Origin of the sequence: Flavobacterium sp. WC2421 (assembly GCF_040822115.1) — a bacterium.
Classification (GTDB): Bacteria; Bacteroidota; Bacteroidia; order Flavobacteriales; family Flavobacteriaceae; genus Flavobacterium.
The window spans coordinates 680,385-702,650 of record NZ_CP162004.1 but is presented as its reverse complement, the minus strand read 5'-3'; the positions used below and the strand labels follow the sequence as shown (position 1 = coordinate 702,650).

14 protein-coding genes are annotated in these 22,266 nt (G+C 33.6%); 3 read left to right on the top strand and 11 right to left on the bottom strand.

Annotation, left to right across the window (positions count from 1 at the left end; genetic code table 11):
• The first annotated feature begins 5 nt into the window (after window positions 1-5).
• Entirely contained in the window at window positions 6-3,194 is a 3,189-nt protein-coding gene (locus AB3G33_RS02930; protein ID WP_367772485.1) for a type I restriction endonuclease subunit R, read from the top strand.
• Window positions 3,195-3,322: 128 nt separating this feature from the next.
• Window positions 3,323-4,141: a hypothetical protein gene (locus AB3G33_RS02925; RefSeq protein ID WP_367772483.1), complete on the top strand. Its 819-nt coding sequence runs from the start codon at window positions 3,323-3,325 to the stop codon at window positions 4,139-4,141.
• Window positions 4,142-4,320: 179 nt separating this feature from the next.
• Here AB3G33_RS02925 and AB3G33_RS02920 read toward each other — a convergent pair whose 3' ends face one another.
• The 4 genes from AB3G33_RS02920 to AB3G33_RS02905 form a co-directional block, all read right to left on the bottom strand.
• Window positions 4,321-5,859, bottom strand: coding sequence for a hypothetical protein (locus AB3G33_RS02920; protein WP_367755817.1), 1,539 nt, complete (start codon window positions 5,857-5,859; stop codon window positions 4,321-4,323).
• Between the two features lie 8 nt (window positions 5,860-5,867).
• On the bottom strand, window positions 5,868-6,143 hold the full coding sequence (locus AB3G33_RS02915; RefSeq protein WP_367755816.1) for a helix-turn-helix domain-containing protein: 276 nt from the start codon (window positions 6,141-6,143) through the stop codon (window positions 5,868-5,870).
• 135 nt (window positions 6,144-6,278) lie between these two features.
• Entirely contained in the window at window positions 6,279-7,517 is a 1,239-nt protein-coding gene (locus tag AB3G33_RS02910; RefSeq protein ID WP_367755814.1) for a hypothetical protein, read from the bottom strand.
• 256 nt (window positions 7,518-7,773) lie between these two features.
• Window positions 7,774-9,093: a phage integrase SAM-like domain-containing protein gene (locus AB3G33_RS02905; RefSeq protein ID WP_367755812.1), complete on the bottom strand. Its 1,320-nt coding sequence runs from the start codon at window positions 9,091-9,093 to the stop codon at window positions 7,774-7,776.
• 481 nt (window positions 9,094-9,574) lie between these two features.
• Here AB3G33_RS02905 and AB3G33_RS02900 point away from each other — a divergent pair, with 481 nt between their 5' ends.
• Entirely contained in the window at window positions 9,575-11,494 is a 1,920-nt protein-coding gene (locus tag AB3G33_RS02900) for a glycoside hydrolase family 97 catalytic domain-containing protein (protein ID WP_367772481.1), read from the top strand.
• A gap of 378 nt (window positions 11,495-11,872) precedes the next feature.
• Here the strand turns inward: AB3G33_RS02900 and AB3G33_RS02895 are convergent, their stop codons facing one another.
• The 7 genes from AB3G33_RS02895 to AB3G33_RS02865 all read right to left on the bottom strand — a co-directional run bounded on the left by AB3G33_RS02895 (window position 11,873) and on the right by AB3G33_RS02865 (window position 22,259).
• A complete protein-coding gene (locus tag AB3G33_RS02895; protein ID WP_367772479.1) occupies window positions 11,873-13,054 on the bottom strand; it encodes an aldose epimerase family protein in 1,182 nt (393 codons plus the stop codon).
• Between the two features lie 21 nt (window positions 13,055-13,075).
• Window positions 13,076-14,584 (bottom strand): L-arabinose isomerase, encoded by a 1,509-nt coding sequence (araA, locus tag AB3G33_RS02890; RefSeq protein WP_367772477.1) that lies wholly within the window; start codon window positions 14,582-14,584, stop codon window positions 13,076-13,078.
• Between the two features lie 87 nt (window positions 14,585-14,671).
• Window positions 14,672-15,373 (bottom strand): L-ribulose-5-phosphate 4-epimerase, encoded by a 702-nt coding sequence (locus tag AB3G33_RS02885; protein WP_367772475.1) that lies wholly within the window; start codon window positions 15,371-15,373, stop codon window positions 14,672-14,674.
• Window positions 15,357-17,048 (bottom strand): ribulokinase, encoded by a 1,692-nt coding sequence (locus AB3G33_RS02880; protein ID WP_367772473.1) that lies wholly within the window; start codon window positions 17,046-17,048, stop codon window positions 15,357-15,359. The genes AB3G33_RS02885 and AB3G33_RS02880 overlap by 17 nt, the downstream gene beginning before the upstream one ends.
• A 167-nt stretch (window positions 17,049-17,215) precedes the next feature.
• Complete coding sequence (locus AB3G33_RS02875; RefSeq protein ID WP_367772471.1) at window positions 17,216-19,201, bottom strand: alpha-L-arabinofuranosidase C-terminal domain-containing protein; 1,986 nt, start codon at window positions 19,199-19,201, stop codon at window positions 17,216-17,218.
• 86 nt (window positions 19,202-19,287) lie between these two features.
• The gene (locus AB3G33_RS02870; RefSeq protein ID WP_367772469.1) at window positions 19,288-21,252 is read right to left on the bottom strand and encodes a glycoside hydrolase family 127 protein; all 1,965 of its coding nucleotides are present in this window, start codon (window positions 21,250-21,252) and stop codon (window positions 19,288-19,290) included.
• 20 nt (window positions 21,253-21,272) lie between these two features.
• A complete protein-coding gene (locus AB3G33_RS02865) occupies window positions 21,273-22,259 on the bottom strand; it encodes an arabinan endo-1,5-alpha-L-arabinosidase (RefSeq protein ID WP_367772467.1) in 987 nt (328 codons plus the stop codon).
• Window positions 22,260-22,266: the final 7 nt, after the last annotated feature.

Here is a 22,266-nt window from a genome sequence, read left to right as displayed (position 1 = left end):
TTTTTATGAAATTTACCGAAGCACAATTAGAACAAGCATTTATCAGCTTACTACAAGAACAAGAGATGACTTATCTTGTAGGAAGTGACATCCGTAAATTAGAATTCAATGGAGTTGCAGAACCACCATCTACTTACGGACATATAGTAAGTGAAAAAGTCCTGATTACAGATGATTTAAGAAATTATTTGCGATCTAATTATGCTTCAGTGAATATTTCCGAAATCGAAATTGATTCTATCGTTAGAGATTTAGAACGCTTGCCTTCATCAGATTTGTATGAAAGCAATAAAGCGATTATGAAAATGGTTTCGGATGGTTTTCTATTAAAAAGAGAAGACCGCAGCGAAAAAGATTGTTACATACAGCTCATAGACTATTCGGAAGAAGATAACAATATTTATAAAATTGTAAATCAACTAGCGATTAAAGGATACGAAATGCGTATCCCTGATTTGATTTTATACATCAACGGATTGCCATTGGTAGTTTTTGAATTCAAAACTGCCATTCAGGAAAATACCACTATTCACGATGCTTATGTCCAGTTAACCACTCGATATAAAAGAGACATTCCTGATTTGTTTAAATACAATGCTTTTTGCGTTATTAGTGACGGTGTGAATACCAAAGCAGGTTCATTCTTTGCCCCTTACGAGTTCTTTTATGCCTGGCGTAAAATAGAAGGCATGAAAAAAGAAGTAGACGGTATTGACGCGATGTACACCTTAATTCAAGGAATGTTCAATCGTAAAAGACTGCGTGACATTATTCACAACTTTATCTATCTACCCGATAGCTCTAAGAAAAACGAAAAGATTGTTTGTCGCTATCCCCAATATTATGCAGCCACAAAACTTTTTGAAAACATAAAAATTCACCAACGTCCAGAAGGCGACGGTAAAGGAGGAACTTATTTTGGTACCACAGGATGCGGGAAAAGCTATACGATGCTATTCTTGACTCGCTTATTGATGAAAAGTACTCATTTCGGTAGTCCCACAATTATTCTTATTACCGATAGAACGGATCTCGACGACCAATTATCGGGACAATTTACGAATGCCAAAGGCTTTGTGGGTGATGATACGATTATCAGTGTAGAAAGTCGATCTAATCTTCGGGAACTAGTTCAGGGTAGAAACAGCGGTGGCGTATTCTTAACTACGATTCACAAGTTCAATGAGGACACTAAATTATTGACAGATAGAAACAATGTAATATGTATTTCAGATGAAGCGCATCGAAGCCAAACCAATTTAGATCAAAAAGTAACGGTGACTGAAAAAGGGGTGGTTAAAACCTATGGCTTTGCTAAATACCTTCACGATTCTTTACCAAATGCCACTTATGTAGGTTTTACAGGAACTCCTATTGACGCTACCATTGATGTATTTGGAGAAGTGGTAGACGCCTATACGATGACGGAATCTGTTGCAGATGAAATTACGGTACGCATCGTTTATGAAGGACGTGCCGCCAAAGTTTTATTGAATAATCGTAAACTTCAAGAAATTGAAGAATACTATAACCGTTGTGCTGAGGAAGGAAGTAATGAGCATCAAATTGAAGAGAGTAAAAAAGTGATGGCGCAAATGAATGCCATCATTGGTGATCCTAAACGACTAAAGGATTTAGCTGAGGATTTCGTGAACCATTATGAGAATCGAATAACCGAAGGAGCTACAGTAAAAGGGAAAGCTATGTTTGTTTGCAGCAGCAGACCCATCGCTTATGAGTTGTATAAAAACGTTTTAGAGCTAAGACCTGAATGGGGTGAAATAAAAGTTTGTGATGAAGGTGTAATCCTAACCGATAAAGAGAAAAAAGAGATCAAACCAATCGAGCGTATAAAAATGATTATGACTCGAGGTAAAGATGACCCAGCAGACATGTATCATTTACTAGGCACAAAAGACGATCGTAAAGAGTTGGACCGACAATTTAAAAACGAAAAATCCAATTTCAAAATAGCCATCGTAGTAGACATGTGGTTGACAGGTTTTGATGTTCCATTCCTAGATACGATGTATATTGATAAACCAATCCAGCGTCACAATTTGATTCAAACCATTTCAAGAGTGAATCGAAAATTCGAAGGAAAAAACAAAGGTTTGATTGTGGATTATATTGGTATCAAAAAGCAAATGAATTTAGCTTTAGCCCATTATAACAAAAAGGATTCTGACATTTTTGAAGACATCGAGCAATCTATTGTAGTAGTAAAAGACCAATTGGATTTATTACATAAACTGTTTCATAAATTTGATAATAGTAAGTATTTCAACGGCACACCTCTGGAACAACTGAACACTTTAAATAAAGGTGCTGAATTTGCCCAGATAACACAAGATATAGAAAAACGTTTTATGTATATCGTAAAGCGTTTAAAAGCGGCCTATGATATTTGTTCAGGTAGTGACGCTTTTACGAATCACGTTAGAGATGAAATTCATTTCTTCTTGGCTGTAAGATCCATTGTATTCAAACTAACCAAAGGAGTTGCTCCAGATACTGCACAAATGAACAATAAAGTTCGTAATATGATTCAGGAAGCAATTGAAAGTGAAGGAATCGAAGAGATCTTTAAATTAGGAGAAACTGGTGAAACAGAGGTTGACATTTTCTCAGAAGATTATTTGGCGAAATTGGACAAGATTAAACTTCCCAACACCAAGATTAAATTGTTGCAAAAATTATTGGCAAAAGCCATTGAAGACGTACAGAAAATCAATAAAGTTATGGGAATTGATTTTTCAAAACGCCTGCAATTTATTGTGGACAAATACAACGAACGAAAAGAAAGCGATGTGTTAAACAGTATGGTACTAGAGGACTTTACTGATGAGATTATTGACTTGTATTTTGCCTTAAAAAAAGAGAAAGACTCGTTCAAAGATTTAGGAATTGATATAGAAGAAAAAGCCTTCTACGACATTTTAAAAGCCTTGGCAATTAAATATGATTTTGTGTATCCAGAAGAAAAGCTAATCACACTTGCACAAAAAGTCAAAGAAGTGGTTGATGATAAAGCTCAATATACGGATTGGAGTAAACGAGATGATATAAAAGCAGAATTGAAAGTAGGTTTGATTATCCTCTTAGCTGATAATGGTTATCCTCCAGTAGATCGAGACGAGGTTTATAAAGAGATTTTTGAACAGGCAGAGAATTTTAAGAAGTATAGGGTCTAGGGTATGAAAAGTTTAAATTATAGAAAAGTTAAGATAGATGAAAATGAGGTCTACTATGTTTATTTGGAAAATATTAAAATCTAAAATTAAAATCATCATTCCTGTAAAAAAAATCAAATCAAATAAGTATGAAAATTATATACACAATAGCTCTTGTTTTACTTTTAATTAGTTGCAATAATAAAGAAGACGAAAAAAAATCAATTCCAATAAAAATTAATCATCAACCACTTTTTCTGACACTTTCACCTTATATGTCAGATTCCATGTTTTTAAGTGAAATTAAACAATTAAATAAAGATCATAAATTAGAAAACAATCAATTTGCATTACCTATTGATAGCAGGTACTATTATTTTGATGTGAGCAAAGATAAACATTCAATATACCTTTCCTATACAGTAAAAAAAGGATACAGCAAAAAGTATCTAAACTATAAAATTTCTGACGAAATATTAGCAGCTTATAAAAAGCAAACTTTAGAACTTAAAAATTTATTTGATAAAAAATACCCTAAAACCATTAAACAAATTCCCAACATTGAGATCGAAAACTTTGGTTTATACAATATGAAATACACTTTATATGAGGAGGAAGATAAGTACATTTTATTACGCTATAGAGTACATGGCAGTCGAGTTGGGAGTGAGGTAGAAAATGACCAGAAAATGGACGATTTCCTATATAAAACAACTGGCAAACGCGTAAATAGAGATGATTTAGAAGAAAAACAGATGAAAAAGTATCTTAAAGCAGCTTATCCAAGTCCATCATCAGCTGATTTTGGCTTTGAATTCAATATAAATTATTTCTATAAAAAGTATATCGATTCTTTAATAGTTGACATGAAAATAAAAAATAAAGAATTAGAAAAATACAATCTTGATTTGCAAAAGGAAAAAAATCGTATTGATGATATTAGGAGTAAAAATATTAATGAAATTTAAAATAAACTACATTTTGTCTTAAATCAACTTTACTTAAAAAACGTAAGTATTACCTAATTCTTGATTTGGTCCTTTGCATTCAATGAATTAATTTTATTTGTCAATGCAAAGTGCCGTAAACCTATCTGTAACTATGATATTTGTTTTAATAGAATTATCAATTTCCTCAATATCATTTTTTACTCCCATAATTCTTCCCCCAATTCAACGTCGATACCAAAATAATTATTTAATAATGCATTTAAGGCGTTCCTCATAACTTCAAATTTATCCTCTGTAGTCACAAGGCTATCATGCCTTGATATTAGAAGCGTTTCTGGGTGCTTTTTAGATATTTTCTTAGAACAGTAGTCCAGAATACATTTAGCCTCTATTCGTTGCATTAAAATGGGTAATTCAGCTTTGTTATTCTTCTTCATAACATCTAATAGTTTTGTGACCTCTGGAAATAACATCTTAAAATCTTGCAATGCTTTAACTCCTGAATTTTTTGGTGAAGCATATAGAGCGTTTATAGTTATCTTTTTTGCACATTTTCTTAAATCATCAAAATCATAAATTCGATGAGCTTTCTTTTCTTTATCAAAAAGTATCGTGAAAAACTTGTTACTTTTAAACCAAATCGCACCAGATTCTAAAAGGTGTTCACCTACATAAGTGTAAATGTCTTTTGAATGAATTAAAGAAATGAAGCTGTCGATTTCAGTAAAATCAAAGGGTTTCAACGTTTCTTGCAGCATTATAGTAATATTATAACATATACCTCTTATATCTAATATATATTCACCATCTTCATATGTATTAATTAAACTACTAATTCTCTTAATCAACCTATTGCTAAATCTTTTTTCTGATATTTGCTTGAACTTTGTTATCTCATAATAATATTCATCCTTGATTATACCAAGAATTATTGTTAAAATAAATGGTTGAGAACTTTTAATATCAGCCTCTTTTAATCTTTGCCCTTCATAGGTAACAAATCGCTTTAAATCGGACGGTAATGATGTAAAATAGCTATGTAAACGATCATCCTTACCATCTCTAAAATATTTACTGTTTAAGCTCTTAAATTCATTTATTGCTATTAAACGTTTAATTTTTTTTGTTATTCGTCGTTTCTTTTTCTTTGCTAAATCATTTGTTGTGCTATATTTTTTATCTACATATTTTGATGCTGAAACAATATCCAATGAAAAGCCAGAACTATTTAGCCATTTTGTTAAATGCTCTGTCTTGTATTGAGCAACTCCTTTTCTTTGATTAATTCGCTTTTGATTCTGCTTTACAACTTGTTTATTCTTTACTTCATATTCTTGCATGAATATTTTGGAGTCATTTGCTGAGACTGTTTCGTTCTTTGACGTCAAATATTGTTCTGTAATTTTATGTTTAGCACATTCATCTTTTTTGCCTTTTATATTTTTAATATATGGCAATGAATCGATGATCCCCTTTTCTTTTAAAAATTTTAAATGACATGAAGTTTTGTAGGTTTCACAGTCATATTTTCTTAAGATTCCTGAACATAAATTCACCCATTCACTGCCATTTTCTAACTCTTTGTCTTTAAATTTTCCTTTAATTATTAGATGTAATAAGAATGCTGAAAGTCCTAAATCAATATGTTCGTTTTCTTCCGATAGCTCCACAATTTTACTGTACAGCTTTGTTGGTAGGTACACATAGTAACTACCTTTTATTGTGTTAATTTCCATAGCAATGACTAATTAATTTTAATCATTGCTTTGTCAATCTCGCTTCTCTTATAGTAGACTCTTCCTCCAATGCCATAGGCATTAATAACACCATCATTTTTCCAATTACTCACGGTTGAGATGTTAACCTTAAGAAGTTTTGCAACATCTTGTCGGGTTAAATACTCTTCGGGTTGTTTTGGTTGAAGGTTTGCAGAAAGCTCGTGTACTTGAGCTACCAATGCTTGAATGGCTTCTGGTTGTAACTGGTCAGTATTAAACTGATTTAAACTTGATTCTCTCATATTAATTTGTTTTAAATTTTATAAGACAAATCAAGTGTGGGCATTGTGGGATAGAAAAAACAAAGCCCTGTATTACTCAGTTGATTATTGAGTAAATACAAGGCTTAAGAAGGTTTTCTTAAAATTAATGTGGGATTATTGTGGGATAGGGTTTAAACTTTCGATGATTTTAAATATTGATTGTTTTTTTGAAGGAAATCGAGTCCCTTTTTCCATATTTGAAATCATATTTGAAACATTTTTTTTATCTTTTTCTATAAGATTAAAAGTAAAACGTTCTGACCACCATTGAGCATAATTTGATTTGGTTTTAATCGAGTCTATAAAGTAGGGTCTCATTTTTGAAATTAGAAAACCAAAATCGTTTAGTGTCCCATTAATTAAGTTTATTTTAGGATTATCTATCGGATATCCAACTGTAAAAACCTCTTTTATTGTTTCCAGTTTTACTTGCATACCGATAAAATCCCTTAACTCTTCACAAAAGGAGTTCAATTCTTCAAATTTTAGGCTATGAAAAACTGTTGTAGGGCTTTCTTTAGATGGCTTAAATTCTTGTAAAAAAAGAAAAGAACTATACAACTTATCAGAAAGCTTCTTTAATATAGTTTGTTGATATTTATTTTTCATAATAATATCACTCCTTTCTATTATATCAGAAACATATCCGTCTAATAATTCAACAGTAATTAGTTCTCCGTTTTCCATTTCATATTCTTTCGTCCCATATGGAGTTTCCTCTTTTAAAACTTCGTCAAGCTTACTTTCTTTATTTGCTATTATTACTCTTAAGGAATCAATAGTTTCTTCCAATTGCTTGACAAACAATAGAATTTCTTGCTTTGAATTTTCAATTTGTTTAGAATCCTCAAAAATTTCTTTAAAATAAATAAAGGTATTATCAAAAACTGTATCTACAACTTTCTTAAAATATTGAACTGAGTAAAATTCTAATAATTCACCAAAGCTAGTTGATAATAAACTATCTCTTTTATAAGCCTTTTTTTTAGTATTTTGCTTAATAAATTTATCGTATTCACTAAACCCTTGTAAATACTTATGATAGTCATTAAAAAAAATTATAAGCAGACTTTTAAATCTATCTATAATTTTGAGTTGAATCTCTCTTCTGGCCTTTTGTGTTCTACTTGACGATGGAAGTTGCGCCTCCAGAATTTCTATTTGTTTTGCAATAGGTTTAAGTATAAAGTTATTTAGAAAGGTCGCAAAAAAGTTCGTATTTTCTCTATTTGCAACAAAAAATTCGGCTACACCTTCTTCAAGTAAGCTTATTTTATTATCTAAGCCTTCATCATCAAAAGAATTTAGAATCTCCTGTAATACCTCTTTTACTTTGTTTATTTCTGTTTTCACAAGTTTATTTATTAAGATACAGTATCCGATTTGAGCAAAGTTAATTTAACTTCTTTAACTTTTTTTGATTTCTAAGTCCAAATTTCTACTGGTCGCAAAGCATAATTAATTATGTTTCTTGCCTATATATTCTAAAAACATTCCTTCATTGGTATTGCCATTTACATATGTCAAGAAAGGTATTTACTACTTGATATATCAATTTATCGAGAATTAATTTTCTTTTCTACTATTTTAAAAACTGATTGGATTTTGTTCATACTACATTCAGTTGTGATGGTTTGTCTTCGTCTTTTTCCTCTGCTTCCTTATTCATTATTTCCCACATTTTTATAAATAAATCTGCATTTGCATCTTTGTCTTCACGTTCATTTATGTATTGCAAAAATAAACTCTCCTTCGAATGTCCTGTTATGCCTATTAGTATGGAAGTCTGCATCTTTTTATAGTAATTAGTTGCAAAAGATCTTCTGAAACTATGGTTTGTAACCAGTTCGTATTTAGGGTAAAAATCTAATTTTTTTCGTTTAGTCTCTTCGTCCCATTTTTTTCCTTCAACCCTCTCATCTATTTTGGCAAGTTCACAAACTTTTTTAATATGTACATTTAGTTTTTGTGTGCTTATTGGATAAGGGAAATGATTTTCTATAATATCGATAATGTGAGGGTTTACTATTCCAATGGTTACTTTTTTATTTGTTTTTTGCTGTATTAAGTCCAAATACATATTTCCCTTATTATAACGAATATTATCTTTTGTAATATTGAGTAAATCTCCGCCTCTTTGTCCAATTTCACATCCTAGCAACATCCAGTTACGGGCGTTTATTAATGCAGCTGTCTTAATCTCTTCGCATGTTCTTATTTGCTCTAACTCTGCAAAGGATAGTGTTACTATAAATCTATCTTCATTGCTTTCAGAAAAAACCTCAATATTTTTGACGTAGTGGTTTACTGTGATGTTGTCTTTTTCGGCGTCTGAACATACTGCTTTTAGGTTCTTAATCTGATCGCCCGAATGATTTATAGAGTACTTTTTGTCATTTATTAACCAGTTAGAGAATTTGTCTATAAATGATTTATTAATGTCTAGAAAGTGTATTTGTTTTTTTATGTGTTTTTGATATTCAGTCAAAATATTTTTAGAATTAATATAACTATTGATTCTGCTTTTTGATAAACCCAGATTCTTTCGGCCTTTTACTTTACGTGTGGAGGCACTGTCTATTATATGCTGAATGTGATTGATCATTAATCCTGCATCTGTTTTCTCAACACGTTTAAAACATTCTTTAATCGTATTTTCTAGCCAGTAGGAATCTATTAATATTCCGTTTCCTAGATCTTTGTTGAGTTGTTCAAAAATGAATGATTCTAGTTTTTTTAGGTCGCTAAAAATTTGCTTGTTTCCAGCATTGTTTTGTTTTGGACGATTTGTTGTTTCGCTCCAGTCTGTTGGGTTAATAGTAAACCCTGTATTTAGCTCTAAGTCGGTATTTTTACCATTTAAAAGACGCACTTTTACTGGTACGTTTTTGTTTGCCTTGCTTCTTATTCTAAATTGTACTGTTGCCATTTTCTTAAACATTTAATTGTTTGAACAAAACAAAGATAATAAATTTAAATATTCAATTTACAAATTTGCCCGATTATTGCCCGACAATTATTGATAATGCTTCAACTTCGTTAGTCTTTATTAGATAGTTTTTGAGTTTTAATGTGTGCGTTAAGTACTGAAAACAAAGATTTTAATTAATTTTTGTCAATGTTTATAAGGTTTTGTGATTTTGCTGAAATGATAGGGTGTGACTCCGGCTCCGGGTACAAAAACCGCTTCGAAAGAAGCGGTTTTTTTGGTTTTATACTTTTCTAAATTTTAGGCTAAATTTAAATTTTTCTCAATAATTTTCTAATTCCAATTTTCTATGGAACACAGTCAAAATTCAGGTTAAGTCACCTTTATATATTTAATTCCCACTACCATACTATTTTTATTACATCGTTTTATATATAAATTTATTTTCGTATTCTTGTAAGTGTAAATAAAACACTTAAAAATGAAAAATATAATTTTCTTGTCTTTGTTGTTCGTTTCATTGACCTCTTTCGTACTGAAACCAACTGCTTATTATTTTGTCAATTCAGATAAAACAGTAAAAATCGAATTTAATCTAAATTCAGAAAATACGCCTTCTTATAAGGTCTTCTTTAAAGATAAGGTGGTTATCAATACATCGGAACTTGGCATTATTAGAGAAGATGCTAATTTTTATACGGGTTTAGAAATAGTGTCTGTTTCTAAGCCCACACCTATTCAATCTAGTTATACTATGTTGCAAGGGAAACGAAAACAAATCTCATACACCGCAAATCAATATACGGTGAGTTTGCAAAATAATAAAGGAGAAGCGATGGATATCATTTTCCAGCTATCAAGCGATGGAATTGCTTTTCGTTACCATTTTCCAGAAACGTCAAATGAGATTAAAAAAATTGTAGAGGAAAAAACCAGCTATAATTTTGATGCCACTACTAAAGCCTGGTTGCAACCCATGTCTAAAGCCAAGACGGGTTGGAAAGAAACCAATCCTTCCTATGAAGAGCATTATGCAATGGGTGTTCCTGTTAATACAAAACCTGAAATTGGCGAAGGCTGGGTGTACCCCGCTTTATTTCAATCTAATGCTACATGGATTTTAGTTTCCGAAGTTGGTTTGCCAAGAAATTATTGTGGTAGCCGATTGGTCTATAATGATACCTCAAAAGCAATGCAACTTACCTTCCCTCAAAAAGAAGAAGTTTTTCCTGACGGTGCTCTAAATCCACAATCTACCTTGCCATGGTTCACTCCTTGGAGAACACTAACAATTGGCTCCTTAAAAACAATTACCGAAAGTACGATGGGGACGGATCTTGCTGAGCCGTCTATACCCATGGAAACTTCTTTTATAAAAAGTGGATTGTCTTCTTGGAGTTGGGTTTTGCTAAAAGATGATTCGGTGAACTTTGATACTACTTTACAATTTATAGATTACGCTTCGCAAATGCATTGGCCGTATTGTTTAATTGATGCCGACTGGGATACAAGAATTGGATTTATTAAAATGAAAGAATTAGTGGCTTACGCCAAAGGGAAGAACGTAAAACTAATGGTTTGGTACAATTCATCTGGTTCTTGGAACAGTACCGATTATCATCCTAAAAGTTTGTTGTTGACGCATCGGGACAGGGAAAGTGAATTCACGAAACTGGCCGATATGGGAATTGCCGGTATCAAGGTTGATTTTTTTGGAGGTGATGGTCAATCTATGATTAATTATTATCACGATATGCTTACGGATGCTGCCACTCATCATCTGATGGTTAATTTTCATGGCGCTACGTTGCCTAGAGGATGGCAACGTACGTATCCCAATTTAGTTTCTACGGAGGCCGTTAAAGGATACGAATACATTACTTTCTTTCAAGATATTGCTGACTTAGCACCTTCCCATTGTAGCATGCTTCCTTTTGCTCGTAATGTTTTTGACCCCATGGATTTCACGCCGATGGTTTTGGATTCCATTCCTAATATAACTAGAAAAACAACTCCAGCATTCGAACTAGCATTGCCCGTTTTATTTTTATCAGGAGTGCAACATATTGCCGAAATTCCGGAAGGAATGGCCAAAATGCCAAAATATGTAGTCGATTATTTAAAAGATATCCCAACGAATTGGGACGACTCTAAATTCATTGATGGATACCCAGGGAAGTATGTTATAATGGCTCGAGAAAAAGATAACGTTTGGCATATTGTGGGGATTAACGGGGAGAATACAGCCAAGGAAATTGAAATTGATTTGTCTTTTGTGACCAATGTGAATGGTTTTATTATTAGCGAAAACGAAAAAGGATTTCAACAAAATCCAGTATCCAAAAAGACTAAACTCAAAATAACTATGAAATCTCATGGTGGGTTTGTCGTGAAGATTTAGTTTTTTTAATTAGTTTTAATTTGTGAAAAACCTCGAGAGTTTGTGCTTTCGAGGTTTTCTGTTTTTAGGAGCTATTTCCTGCTCTACACTATATCTTTCCTGCCAAAAAATGGCAGGAAAGGATGCCGCTTCGATCAGGGCTAGAAACGGGTGCATCATTTGAAATTTTAAATCAACTAGGCTGAATGTAACTAGCTATAGGTATTTCATCTATAGTTGATAACCTTTATTCCGTTTTGTTTGATAAAATTAGGTCATAAAAAACCCCAGAAGTACTACTTCTGGGGTTACTAACTAGTTCCATATTTAAACCAAAACCACTTAACTTATTTATAGGTATAGAAAATTAATCTATAATAGTTAGTATTTCTATTTCAATTATTTTACTGAAAACTTAAACGTTGTTTGTGTTTTGTAATTTTCTCCAGGGTTTAATACTGTAGTAGGAAAATCTTTTTGATTTGGAGAATCTGGATAATGTTGTGTTTCTAAACAAAAACCAGTTCTACGTGCATAAGTTCCTCCATTTCTCATTGGCAAAGTCCCGTCTAGGAAGTTACCTGAATAAAATTGAATACCAGGTTGATCTGTGAATACTTCAAGCAATCTTCCGCTTCCTGCATCATATGCCGAAGCTGCAAAACGTTCTCCTTTGTCTTGATTATTAAGTACCCAGCAATGGTCATAACCCAATCCGTTTTTCAATTGTTCGTTTTTGGCTTCAATTTCAGCTCCAATCTTTTTAGGTTTTCTAAAATCGAAAGGGGTATTAGTCACATCTGTCAATTGACCAGTAGGAATAAGTGTTGCTGCAACAGGAACTAATTTATCTGCATCAATCGTAATTTCATGATCTAAAATAGGTTTAGAAAAATCAGATGATAAATTAAAATAAGAATGGTTTGTTAAGTTTACCACGGTTTTCTTATCGGTTGTTGCCTCATAAAGAATGTCTAATGAATTGTCATTATTCAAGGTGTAGGTTACAAAAACAGTCAAGTTTCCTGGATAACCTTCTTCCATATCTTTACTTACATACTTCAATTTTAAAGCAGCGCTATCGCCTGATTTTGCTTCTTCTGCAGTCCAAATAACTCTATGAAAACCTTCTGGTCCACCATGTAATGCATTTGGTGCATTGTTAATAGCCAACGAATATTCTTTTCCGTCTAGGGTAAATTTACCTTTCGCAATTCGGTTTCCATATCGTCCAATAAGTGCTCCAAAATAAGGATTGTCTTTCATGTATTGGTCCAATGAATTGAAACCAATTACCACTTCTTCTGATTTTCCTTCTTTGTTAGGTACTTTCATAGAAGAGATAATACCTCCAAAAGTGATGATTTTTACTTCCATCCCTTTTTGATTAGTAAGTGTATATTGATCTACTTTTTCCCCTTTTGGTGTAGTTCCATATTCTGATTTTACTATAGATACGGAATCCGTAACTTTTGTGTCAACGGTAGTTTCTTCCATTTTTTTATCGCCTTTACATTGAACATTCATACAGGCCAAACTTACTATGGAAAATCCATAAATACAACGTTTTACTATATTCATAACTTTAGGTTTTTTTAGAAATTACATTCCATGTTGGAACAAATGATAATATGCTTCATTGGCATTTATTGTGTCTTTAAACTCACGGATTGTTGTTTTATCATCGATAACAAGCAATTCGATGCCTGCAATATCGGCAAAATCTTCCATAAATTCCGTAGTTACTGCTTGGCTATATACAGTATGGTGTGCTCCACCTGCTAGAATCCATGCTGTAGCTGCTATATCTAAGTTGGGTTTACAATCCCATAATACTCTTGCTACAGGAAGCTTAGGTAAATCAGCCATTGGTCTAACCGCAATAACTTCATTTACAATCAATCTAAAACGAGTTCCCATATCTACTAAAGATACGTTGATCGCTTCACCAGCTGGTGAATTAAATACCAAACGTGCTGGGTCTTCTTTTCCACCTATTCCTAATGGGTGTACTTCGCAAGAAGGTTTTCCATCAGCAATTGAAGGGCAAATTTCAAGCATGTGTGATCCTAATACATACGATTTTTGAGGAGTAAAATGGTAGGTGTAATCTTCCATGAATGATGTACCGCCTTCTAAACCTACGTTCATTACTTTTAAAACTCTAACCATTGCTGCTGTTTTCCAGTCTCCTTCCCCACCAAATCCATATCCATCCGCCATTAAACGTTGGGTTGCGATTCCTGGAAGTTGTTTCCATGCACCTAGATTTTCAAAGGTATCTGTGAATGCTCCAAACCCACCTTCTTCTAAGAATGCTCTTAATCCTAATTCGATTTTTGCCGCATCAACAAGTGATTGTCTTTGTGCGCCACCTTCTTTTAATGATGGAGTTAGATTATAAGAAGCTTCGTAAACAGCTAATAAATCGTTTAATTGTTGGTCTGTAATTTTTTCGATATGTTTAGTCACATCAGATGAATCATAACCATTTACTGAAACGCCAAAACGAATTTGAGCTTCTACTTTGTCTCCTTCGGTAACGGCAACTTCACGCATATTGTCACCAATACGAGCTACTTTTAAATTTTGTAATTCATCCCAACCCAAAGCTACTCTTGTCCAGTTCCCTATTTTTTTCTGAACACGTTCGTCTTCCCAGTGTCCTACAATTACCTTACGTTTTTTGCGCATTCTAGACATGATAAAACCAAACTCTCTGTCTCCATGAGCTGATTGATTTAAGTTCATAAAGTCCATGTCTATTGAACCCCAAGGAATTTCGGCGTTGTATTGTGTGTGTAAATGGCAGATAGGTTTTTTAAGAATACTTAAACCACCAATCCACATTTTGGCTGGGGAGAAGGTATGCATCCAAGCCACGATACCAATACAGTTTTTATTAGAATTGGCTTCTAAACATACATTTGTAATTTGAGCTGGTGATTTTACCACATCTTTGTAAACAATTTTCAGAGGAACAAGTGATGAAGCATCTAAACCTTTTGCAATGTGTTGCGAATGTTCAGCTACTTTTCGTAGTGTTTCTTCACCGTATAATTCTTGGCTTCCTACTACAAACCAAATTTCTTTTTGAGATATATCTATCATTTCTTTTTGTTTAATCGTTTAACTGTTTGTTTTTTTAACTGTTTATTTGTTGAATGGATTAAACGATTCAACAAATAAACGATTTGACTATTGTCCGTAATACGAATCTTTTCCGTGTTTGCGTTCGTAATGTTTCTTTATTAACGAATCTTTCAATCTTGGAGCATTAGGATTTATTAGTAATGTAAGATGGGCCATTTCGGCAACCACTTCCAATACTTTACTATTATATACTGCTTTTGCTGCGTTCTTGCCCCAGGCAAATGGGCCATGATTTCCTATTAAAATCATTTCTACTTCCTCATAAGAAAGATTTTTTTCTTTGAAACAATCCAAAATCTGAATTCCAGTATTGTGCTCATAATTTCCTTCGATAAGGGAGTCAGCCATAGGAGCCGCACAAGGAATATCAGAAGTTAAGTGATCTGCATGTGTAGTTCCAAAAATCGGAATGTCTCTTTGCGCTTGCGCCCAAGCCACAGAATATGTAGCGTGCGTGTGTGCTACACCACCTATATTAGGCCAATTTTTATATAAATAGGCATGTGTTTTAGTATCCGATGACGGACGCATGTTTCCTTCAATGATATTATTGTCAAAATCAACGATAACAATATCCTCAGGTTTCAAATCTTCATAAGGAACGCCACTTGGTTTTATGGCAAAAACACCGTTTTTTCTATCTACAGCACTAACATTTCCAAAAGTATATACTACTAAATTCAACGCATTTAGTTGCATGTTTGCTTCGTAGCATTCTTGTTTTAAATCGTTATACATAGAGCTCATCTTGTAATTTTTTAAGTGATGGATCTGCAAAAAAGCTCAGTTGTTCGTAACCCAAAAGCAATTTATTATAAGCAGCAACTTTATCTAATTGAGGAAAATATTCGCTTTCAAAATCACTTCCCATTTTTTTGCTGGCTTCAATTACGTTATCGTAAATTCCTGCTGCAACGGCTGCATATATAGCAGCTCCAAGTGCTGGTGCTTGATCAGATGCAGCTACTTTTATTGGTTTGTTCAATACATTGGCCAAAGTTTGCATGATAAAAGGCGATTTTCTAGCAACACCACCAATTCCGATAACAGTGTCGATTTTTACCCCTTCTTCTTCAAAACGATCTACAATCTTCTTTGATCCAAAACAAATTGCATTTACTAATGACTTAAATAAATGAGGTGCTTTAGTCCCTAATGATAAATTAGAAATGGCGCTTTTGATTTCTTGATTGGCATCTGGAGTTCTTCTTCCGTTGATCCAGTCTAATGCTATTGGAATACTTTCGGAAACAGGAATTTTCTCTGCTTCTTCTGTTAATTTTATAATTAGATTATCGCTAATTTCTTCTTGTAGTTTTTCTTTTTGTTCCGCAGTCAAAAGGGTAGAAGTAGCAATTAAATTATCGGTGGGCCATAATAATAGTTCTTTGTACCAAGCTAATAAATCTCCAAATGCAGATTGACCTGCCTCAAGACCTACATAACCTGGAATTACTGAACCATGTACTTGACCACAAATTCCACGTACTGTTTTAGTTCCAACTGCTTCTTCTGAAGCTACTAAAATATCACAAGTTGAGGTTCCCATTACGCGAACCAAAGTGTTTTCTTCAATTTTTGCTCCTACCGCCCCAGAGTGTGCATCAAATGTTCCAACCGCAATTACTGTATCCGTTGTAAGTCCAAGTTTAGTGGCCCAGTCTTGGCTTAATTTTCCAGCTACAATATCTGATGTATACGTTTCATCATATAATCTTCCACGAAGAGCGGCTAGGTAAGGATGCAATTGCCCTAAGAATTCCTCAGGTGGCAATCCATTCCAGTCTTCATGCCACATTGCTTTATGTCCTGCAGCGCAACGACTTCTTTTAAATGATTTTAAGTCTTTATTATCAATCAATAAATAGGTCATTAAATCACAATGTTCCATCCAAGTGTAAGCGGCATTTTTTACGGCTTCATCTTGTCGTGCAATGTGTAGAATTTTTGCCCAAAACCATTCTGATGAATAGATTCCTCCCACATATTTGGTAACGTTTTCTCCACCCCAGCTAGCTGATAATTCGTTGATTTCGTTGGCTTCGTTTATTGAAGTATGATCTTTCCATAATACCATCATGGCATTCGGATTGTGTTCAAATCCTTTGGTCAAAGCTAGTGGTGTTCCATCTTCGGTAACGGGTACTGGAGATGATCCTGTAGTATCAATACAAATGCTTCGTATTAATGAAGGATCTACATTACTAGTTTGAACAACATATTTTATTGTAGCCTCTAGACCTTCGATATGATCTAGTGGATGTTGGCGAAACTGATTGATAGATGCATTGCAATATTCTTTGTTTTTCCAACGGGAATAATGACAAACATTAGATGCTATTTCTTGTCCGTTTTCTGTATCTATTAAGACCGCTCGAACAGAGTCTGTTCCGTAATCTAATCCAATAACATAATTTTTCATTCTAGATTCTTTAAATTGTAATGACAAATATAGTATAAATAAATTATAAGTGTATAAAAAACACTTAATTTAATTAAGGGTTCTAATTTTTATTAAAATGACATAAAAACTGTTGTTTATGAAAGTATTAGCTAATAAATGTATAATTCACTTTTATTTTGTTACGATTACTTCATTTTAATTTTTAAAACAGTAACAGAATAGGGTGGTAGACTTGTTATTGCTTTGTTATTTTTCACTTTAATTTCGCTTTCTGTTGGGCTAATTTTTTTAGGATTGGCAAAAGAGTTCTCATCTTCTAAGTTTGCACTAGTAAGGGTAGTCAATGTTCCTTTAGACGATAATTTGCTTCCTTTTAAATCAATATTAACTACTTGTGCTGAAGACGAAGTGTTGACTAATTTTACAATTACGTCTTTACTCACCACGTCTTTTACAGCAGAGGCAAACAAATGATTTTGTCCTGTCACTGCTTTTCCTTCTTTGGTTATGTTGATTAAATCGGTTCCTCTATTGGTTGCAAATAATTTTTGAACATAATAATTAGCAGATCCGTAGGCTTCTAAATTATTGAACCAAAGTAAATCTGGTGTCCATTGCCAAGCTTCTTCGTGTGCCATTAATGGAGCATATGAAGTTAGGTTGACTACTTCGGCATTTCTTTCTAATCCAGTCATGAAAGCCGCTTCAGAAAAAGCACATTCCCAATTGTTTTTATTGTCAGGACTTGCAATAGCAACACTTTGTGCAGCATATTCTCCTGCGAAAATCTTAGGTCCTTTTCGATCATAATTGTCGTAACGAGTAGCGTTTTCTCTAAACCATTGTGGGTTTTTATAATAATGCTCATCTACAATTTCGGCATTTAATTTCTTTAACTCTTCCATTCCGTAGTCAAAATAATCTCCTTCTGGAAATGGACCTGCACCTGAGACAATTGTCATATTTGGGTATTGGTCTTTAATCGCTTTTTCAAAAACTTTGTATCTAGCAATATAATCTGGTCCCCATTGTTCGTTACCTACACCAATGAATTTTAAATTAAATGGTTTTGGATGTCCCATATCTGAACGAACTTTACCCCAAGGAGTTTCAACACTACCATTGGCAAATTGGATCAAATCCAAAGCATCTTGAACATAAGGATCTAATTCTTCCATAGGAACCAACTCGCCCGTATTAAATTGACAAGCCATTCCACAACTTAAAATAGGTAAGGGTTGTGCTCCCAAATCTTCGGCAAGTTGGAAATATTCGAAAAATCCCAATCCGAAAGTTTGGAAATAATCGGGTGCTGGTTTGTGTTCAAATTCGGTATTCCAACGGTTAATTAATGTTTCTCTTTTCTCTACATCACCCACTGTTTTTTTCCATTGGTAGCGCTGTGCCAAAGTTCTACCTTCTACAATACAACCTCCTGGGAATCTTAGAAATCCTGGTTTCATATCATAAAGTAACTGAACGATGTCTTTACGCATTCCGTTTTTTCGATGCATCCAAGTGTCTTCCGGGAATACCGAAATCATGTCTAAATCAATAGTACCTGTTCCTTCAAACGTAATTTTCAGTTGTGCTTTGGCTTCGGTTTGAGTAGCGGTTAATTGTGCTGAATATCCTTTCCAATCGTTTGATGTAGGAACAATGCTAGTTTCGCCTAATACTTTTTTGTCTTTATCAATAAATTGGATTATGATTTTTTTAATAGCACCATTGTGATTGGCTGCTTTTAAAGAAAGATTGTATTTTGCATCCTTCTTAATCCCCATTCCTCTGAATCCAACATTGATCATTTCAAATCCTTTGTCATTTTTTACCAGAACTCTACAAAAACTAGGGTTTGTTTTGTTTTCTAATGCCTTAATAGTGGTTGCAATTCCTGATTCGTTATTGAATGAATGAGTGTCACTGTTGGGTTGTTCCCATCCCATAAGTGGCGTGTCGAATTCAAATGAACGGTTTTTGATCATTTCGGCATAAAGACCTCCATCGGCAGCAAAGTTGATGTCTTCAAAAAACACACCGTACATTGTAGGTTGAATTTTAGTAACAGTATTTGTGGTGTTCACCTCAAGCGTCGTCTTTTGGGCTTGACCATAAAAGCCGTTAAGTAAAAGCCCGCATAGCGTAATTTTGGTAATTAAATTTGGTTTCATTTTTACATTTGTTTAAGGTTTAAAGTTTAAAGTTGTGGGTTAATTTAAACTTTAATGATTTGTTTATTTTCTCTATGGATATTGCTTTATTCTTTATAATCAATCCAAACTTTCATTTTACCAACGCCTCTATTAGACCAGGAATAATAAGGAATGGCTTTTAATCTTTTATTTTGAATCGTATTCACCCCATCTAGAAGGTTATTTTCTTTTTGAACTTTGAAGCTGTCATTGGCATCGACAGTAATTTTATCGAATGCAGTTGCATTGTCAATTTCTTCAATCGCATACACTATTGGACCATATTCTAATGCTACTTTTCCAATATTACTTTCTACTTTACTATTAGTCACTACCTCCTTTACTTCCATAGGAAAATTAAGGGTTATTTTTTCGCCTTTTTTCCATTTACGAGTAATGGTAATATATCCTTTATCTACTTGGTAATTTATTGGTTTTCCGTTTATAGAAACGGTTGTTTTTGCAGATGAAACATTTTTATAACTGTATAAATCTCCAGGTAATACTTGGTTAGTTGCCCAACCTGGTATTCTTAATTTTATAGTGAATTCACTTTCTTTTTTTGGTGAAACAGTAACTGCAACTTTACCATCCCAAGGATAATTGGTTTGTTGAGCAATCTCTAATTCAGTTTTATCTAATGTAATTTTTGCATTATTTGAAGCATATAAGTTCACATACAGTACCTCTTTGCTTGTCGAATAAATTAATCCCGGAATTGAAGGAATAAAACGAATTAAATTTGTTGGGCAACAAGAACAATCAAACCATGATTGACGAGTGCAAGAGCCTCTGTTGTTTTTATAAACTCCATCTGATTCTAGTGCATTAGGATAGAAAAATTGTTTTCCGTCTAATGAAATTCCAGAAATTAAGCCATTATACAAAGTGCGTTCAATAACATTATAATAATCAGAACTTCCAGTTAGATTGTGTAATCTATGGTTCCAGTACACATCACCAATAGCAGCACAAGTTTCATTATAAGCCGTAAGGTTCGGTAATTCATAGTTTGCACCAAAAGCTTCTCCATCATGTATGGCACCAATTCCACCAGTGATGTACATTTTTTTGTTGACCATGTTTGTCCACAAAGCATTCACTGCATTAAGGTATTCTTTGTCATTCTCGATCGCAGCAATATCGGTCATTCCAGCATACATATAAACGGCTCTTACAGCATGACCCACTGCTTCCTTTTGTTGGATTACAGGGATATCATCTTGGGAGTAGGCTCCATATAAAGCATGATTTTTTGGGTTGCCTCTATTATCTAAAAAGTATTTAGCCAAATTTAAATAGGCTTTGTTTTTTGTAATTTGATATAGTTTCACCAATCCTGTTTCTACAATTTGATGTCCCGGAACTCCATGAACTTGATTGGCATTATCACCAAAAGTTTTAACCAATAAGTCGGCATTTTTTATCGCAATATCTAGGAAGTTTCTTTTTCCAGTCGCTTCATAATGTACTACTGCAGCTTCAAACATATGGCCCGAATTATATAATTCATGACTGATTTGCAACGATTCCCAACGCTTTCCCTCGATAACAGGAACCCAAGTTGCTGGTGGTTTCGCTGGATTTATTGTTCTCCAAGTGGTTAAATAACCATCTTTTTCTTGACCTACTTTTATAATACCAATAAGGGAATCTAATAATGTACTTAGTTTTGGGTTGGGTTCACTAATCAAGGTGTTTGATGCTCCTTCGATAATTTTGTAGACATCGGTATCGTCAAAAGGCATTTGACCTTTTACCTCTCCTGTCATTATACCACCTGCGATCAAAAAGTTATCCATGCGACCTTCTTCCTCACATTTTTGAATCGCATACTCAATTGTTTTTTCTTGAACCTTTTTTATAATGGGTAACCAAAAATTATCAGTAAGTTTTACATTCTGAATATTGACAGGTGTAATTGAATAACCTAAAGTTGAAGCAGTTGTTTTTTTGATTGGTTGTTGTGCCTGTCCAGAAATGGTCATTGCTAAACTGGCGACTACTATTATTGTTTTTTTGAATGTCATTTTAACTGCTATTTATTTTATTAATTCAGTGGGTCCACAATAGGCCAAAGCGCATTGTCCCACTGCATTTGTTTTATTTTTAAGACAGGTCTTCCTTTTTGTTTGACATCATAGGCGTGAAAAATGATATAATCTTTTCCATCCATAGTATAAGCGCCGTTGTGTCCTGCACCATAATAGTTTTCATTGCCTTGAATAAGTAGCGTTCCTCCGCCTTCGTTTAATGCTTTTCCCTCTTTATCAACATAAGGTCCGGTAATGTTTTTGGATCTTCCTACCACTACTTTGTAGGTGCTTTTTTCTCCTCGACAGCACAAATCCCAAGAAAGAAATTGGTAATAATACCCGTTCTTTTTGAAAATAAAAGGAGCTTCAAGTGCGCCATCGCCAGGATCAGTGTCAGCTAGTTCAAATGTTCTTTTGCGTTTTGCAATGGTGTACCATTCTTGAGGTTGAGCAATTGATTTTAAATCAGGATTTAATTTTACCATTTTCAAGCCATTCCAAAAAGAGCCAAAAGCCAACCATGGAACATTGTTTTCATCAAATGTCAAGTTGGGATCTATGGCGTTCCACAAATCACGATTTGGGATGGATTGAATCACAATTCCTTGATCGACCCATTTGTAAGCAGGGTCTTTTGGATCCAAAGTAGTATTGGTTGTTACCGCAATTGCCGAAGTATTTTTTGCGAAAGCAGAAACCGAATAATACAAGTAATAAGTATTGTTGTGGAAAGAAATATCTGGTGCCCAGATGTGATTGTTAAAATCAGGTACAACTGCATCCACCCAGGTTGGTTTTTCATTAAATATTGCTGGTTCTGGTTTCCATTTTTTTAAATCTTTAGAACTAAAAACACTGATACCTTGTCCTGTACAGTAGATATAGTAAGTATCTTTTTGTTTAATAATCACTGGATCATGAACCGTAATATCTTGCGCCCATGATGAACTAGTAGCGATTATTAGTAAAAGTAAGAATTGTATTTTTTTATGTATTTTCATTATACTT

Excerpts from the sequence above, each read along its gene's own strand:
- AB3G33_RS02930 (WP_367772485.1), top strand. The coding sequence starts at position 6 with ATGAAATTTACCGAAGCACAATTAGAACAAGCATTTATCAGCTTACTA.
- AB3G33_RS02925 (WP_367772483.1), top strand. The coding sequence starts at position 3,323 with ATGAAAATTATATACACAATAGCTCTTGTTTTACTTTTAATTAGTTGC.
- AB3G33_RS02920 (WP_367755817.1), bottom strand. The coding sequence starts at position 5,859 with ATGGAAATTAACACAATAAAAGGTAGTTACTATGTGTACCTACCAACA.
- AB3G33_RS02915 (WP_367755816.1), bottom strand. The coding sequence starts at position 6,143 with ATGAGAGAATCAAGTTTAAATCAGTTTAATACTGACCAGTTACAACCA.
- AB3G33_RS02905 (WP_367755812.1), bottom strand. The coding sequence starts at position 9,093 with ATGGCAACAGTACAATTTAGAATAAGAAGCAAGGCAAACAAAAACGTA.
- AB3G33_RS02900 (WP_367772481.1), top strand. The coding sequence starts at position 9,575 with ATGAAAAATATAATTTTCTTGTCTTTGTTGTTCGTTTCATTGACCTCT.
- AB3G33_RS02895 (WP_367772479.1), bottom strand. The coding sequence starts at position 13,054 with ATGAATATAGTAAAACGTTGTATTTATGGATTTTCCATAGTAAGTTTG.
- araA (WP_367772477.1), bottom strand. The coding sequence starts at position 14,584 with ATGATAGATATATCTCAAAAAGAAATTTGGTTTGTAGTAGGAAGCCAA.
- AB3G33_RS02885 (WP_367772475.1), bottom strand. The coding sequence starts at position 15,373 with ATGAGCTCTATGTATAACGATTTAAAACAAGAATGCTACGAAGCAAAC.
- AB3G33_RS02880 (WP_367772473.1), bottom strand. The coding sequence starts at position 17,048 with ATGAAAAATTATGTTATTGGATTAGATTACGGAACAGACTCTGTTCGA.
- AB3G33_RS02875 (WP_367772471.1), bottom strand. The coding sequence starts at position 19,201 with ATGAAACCAAATTTAATTACCAAAATTACGCTATGCGGGCTTTTACTT.
- AB3G33_RS02870 (WP_367772469.1), bottom strand. The coding sequence starts at position 21,252 with ATGACATTCAAAAAAACAATAATAGTAGTCGCCAGTTTAGCAATGACC.
- AB3G33_RS02865 (WP_367772467.1), bottom strand. The coding sequence starts at position 22,259 with ATGAAAATACATAAAAAAATACAATTCTTACTTTTACTAATAATCGCT.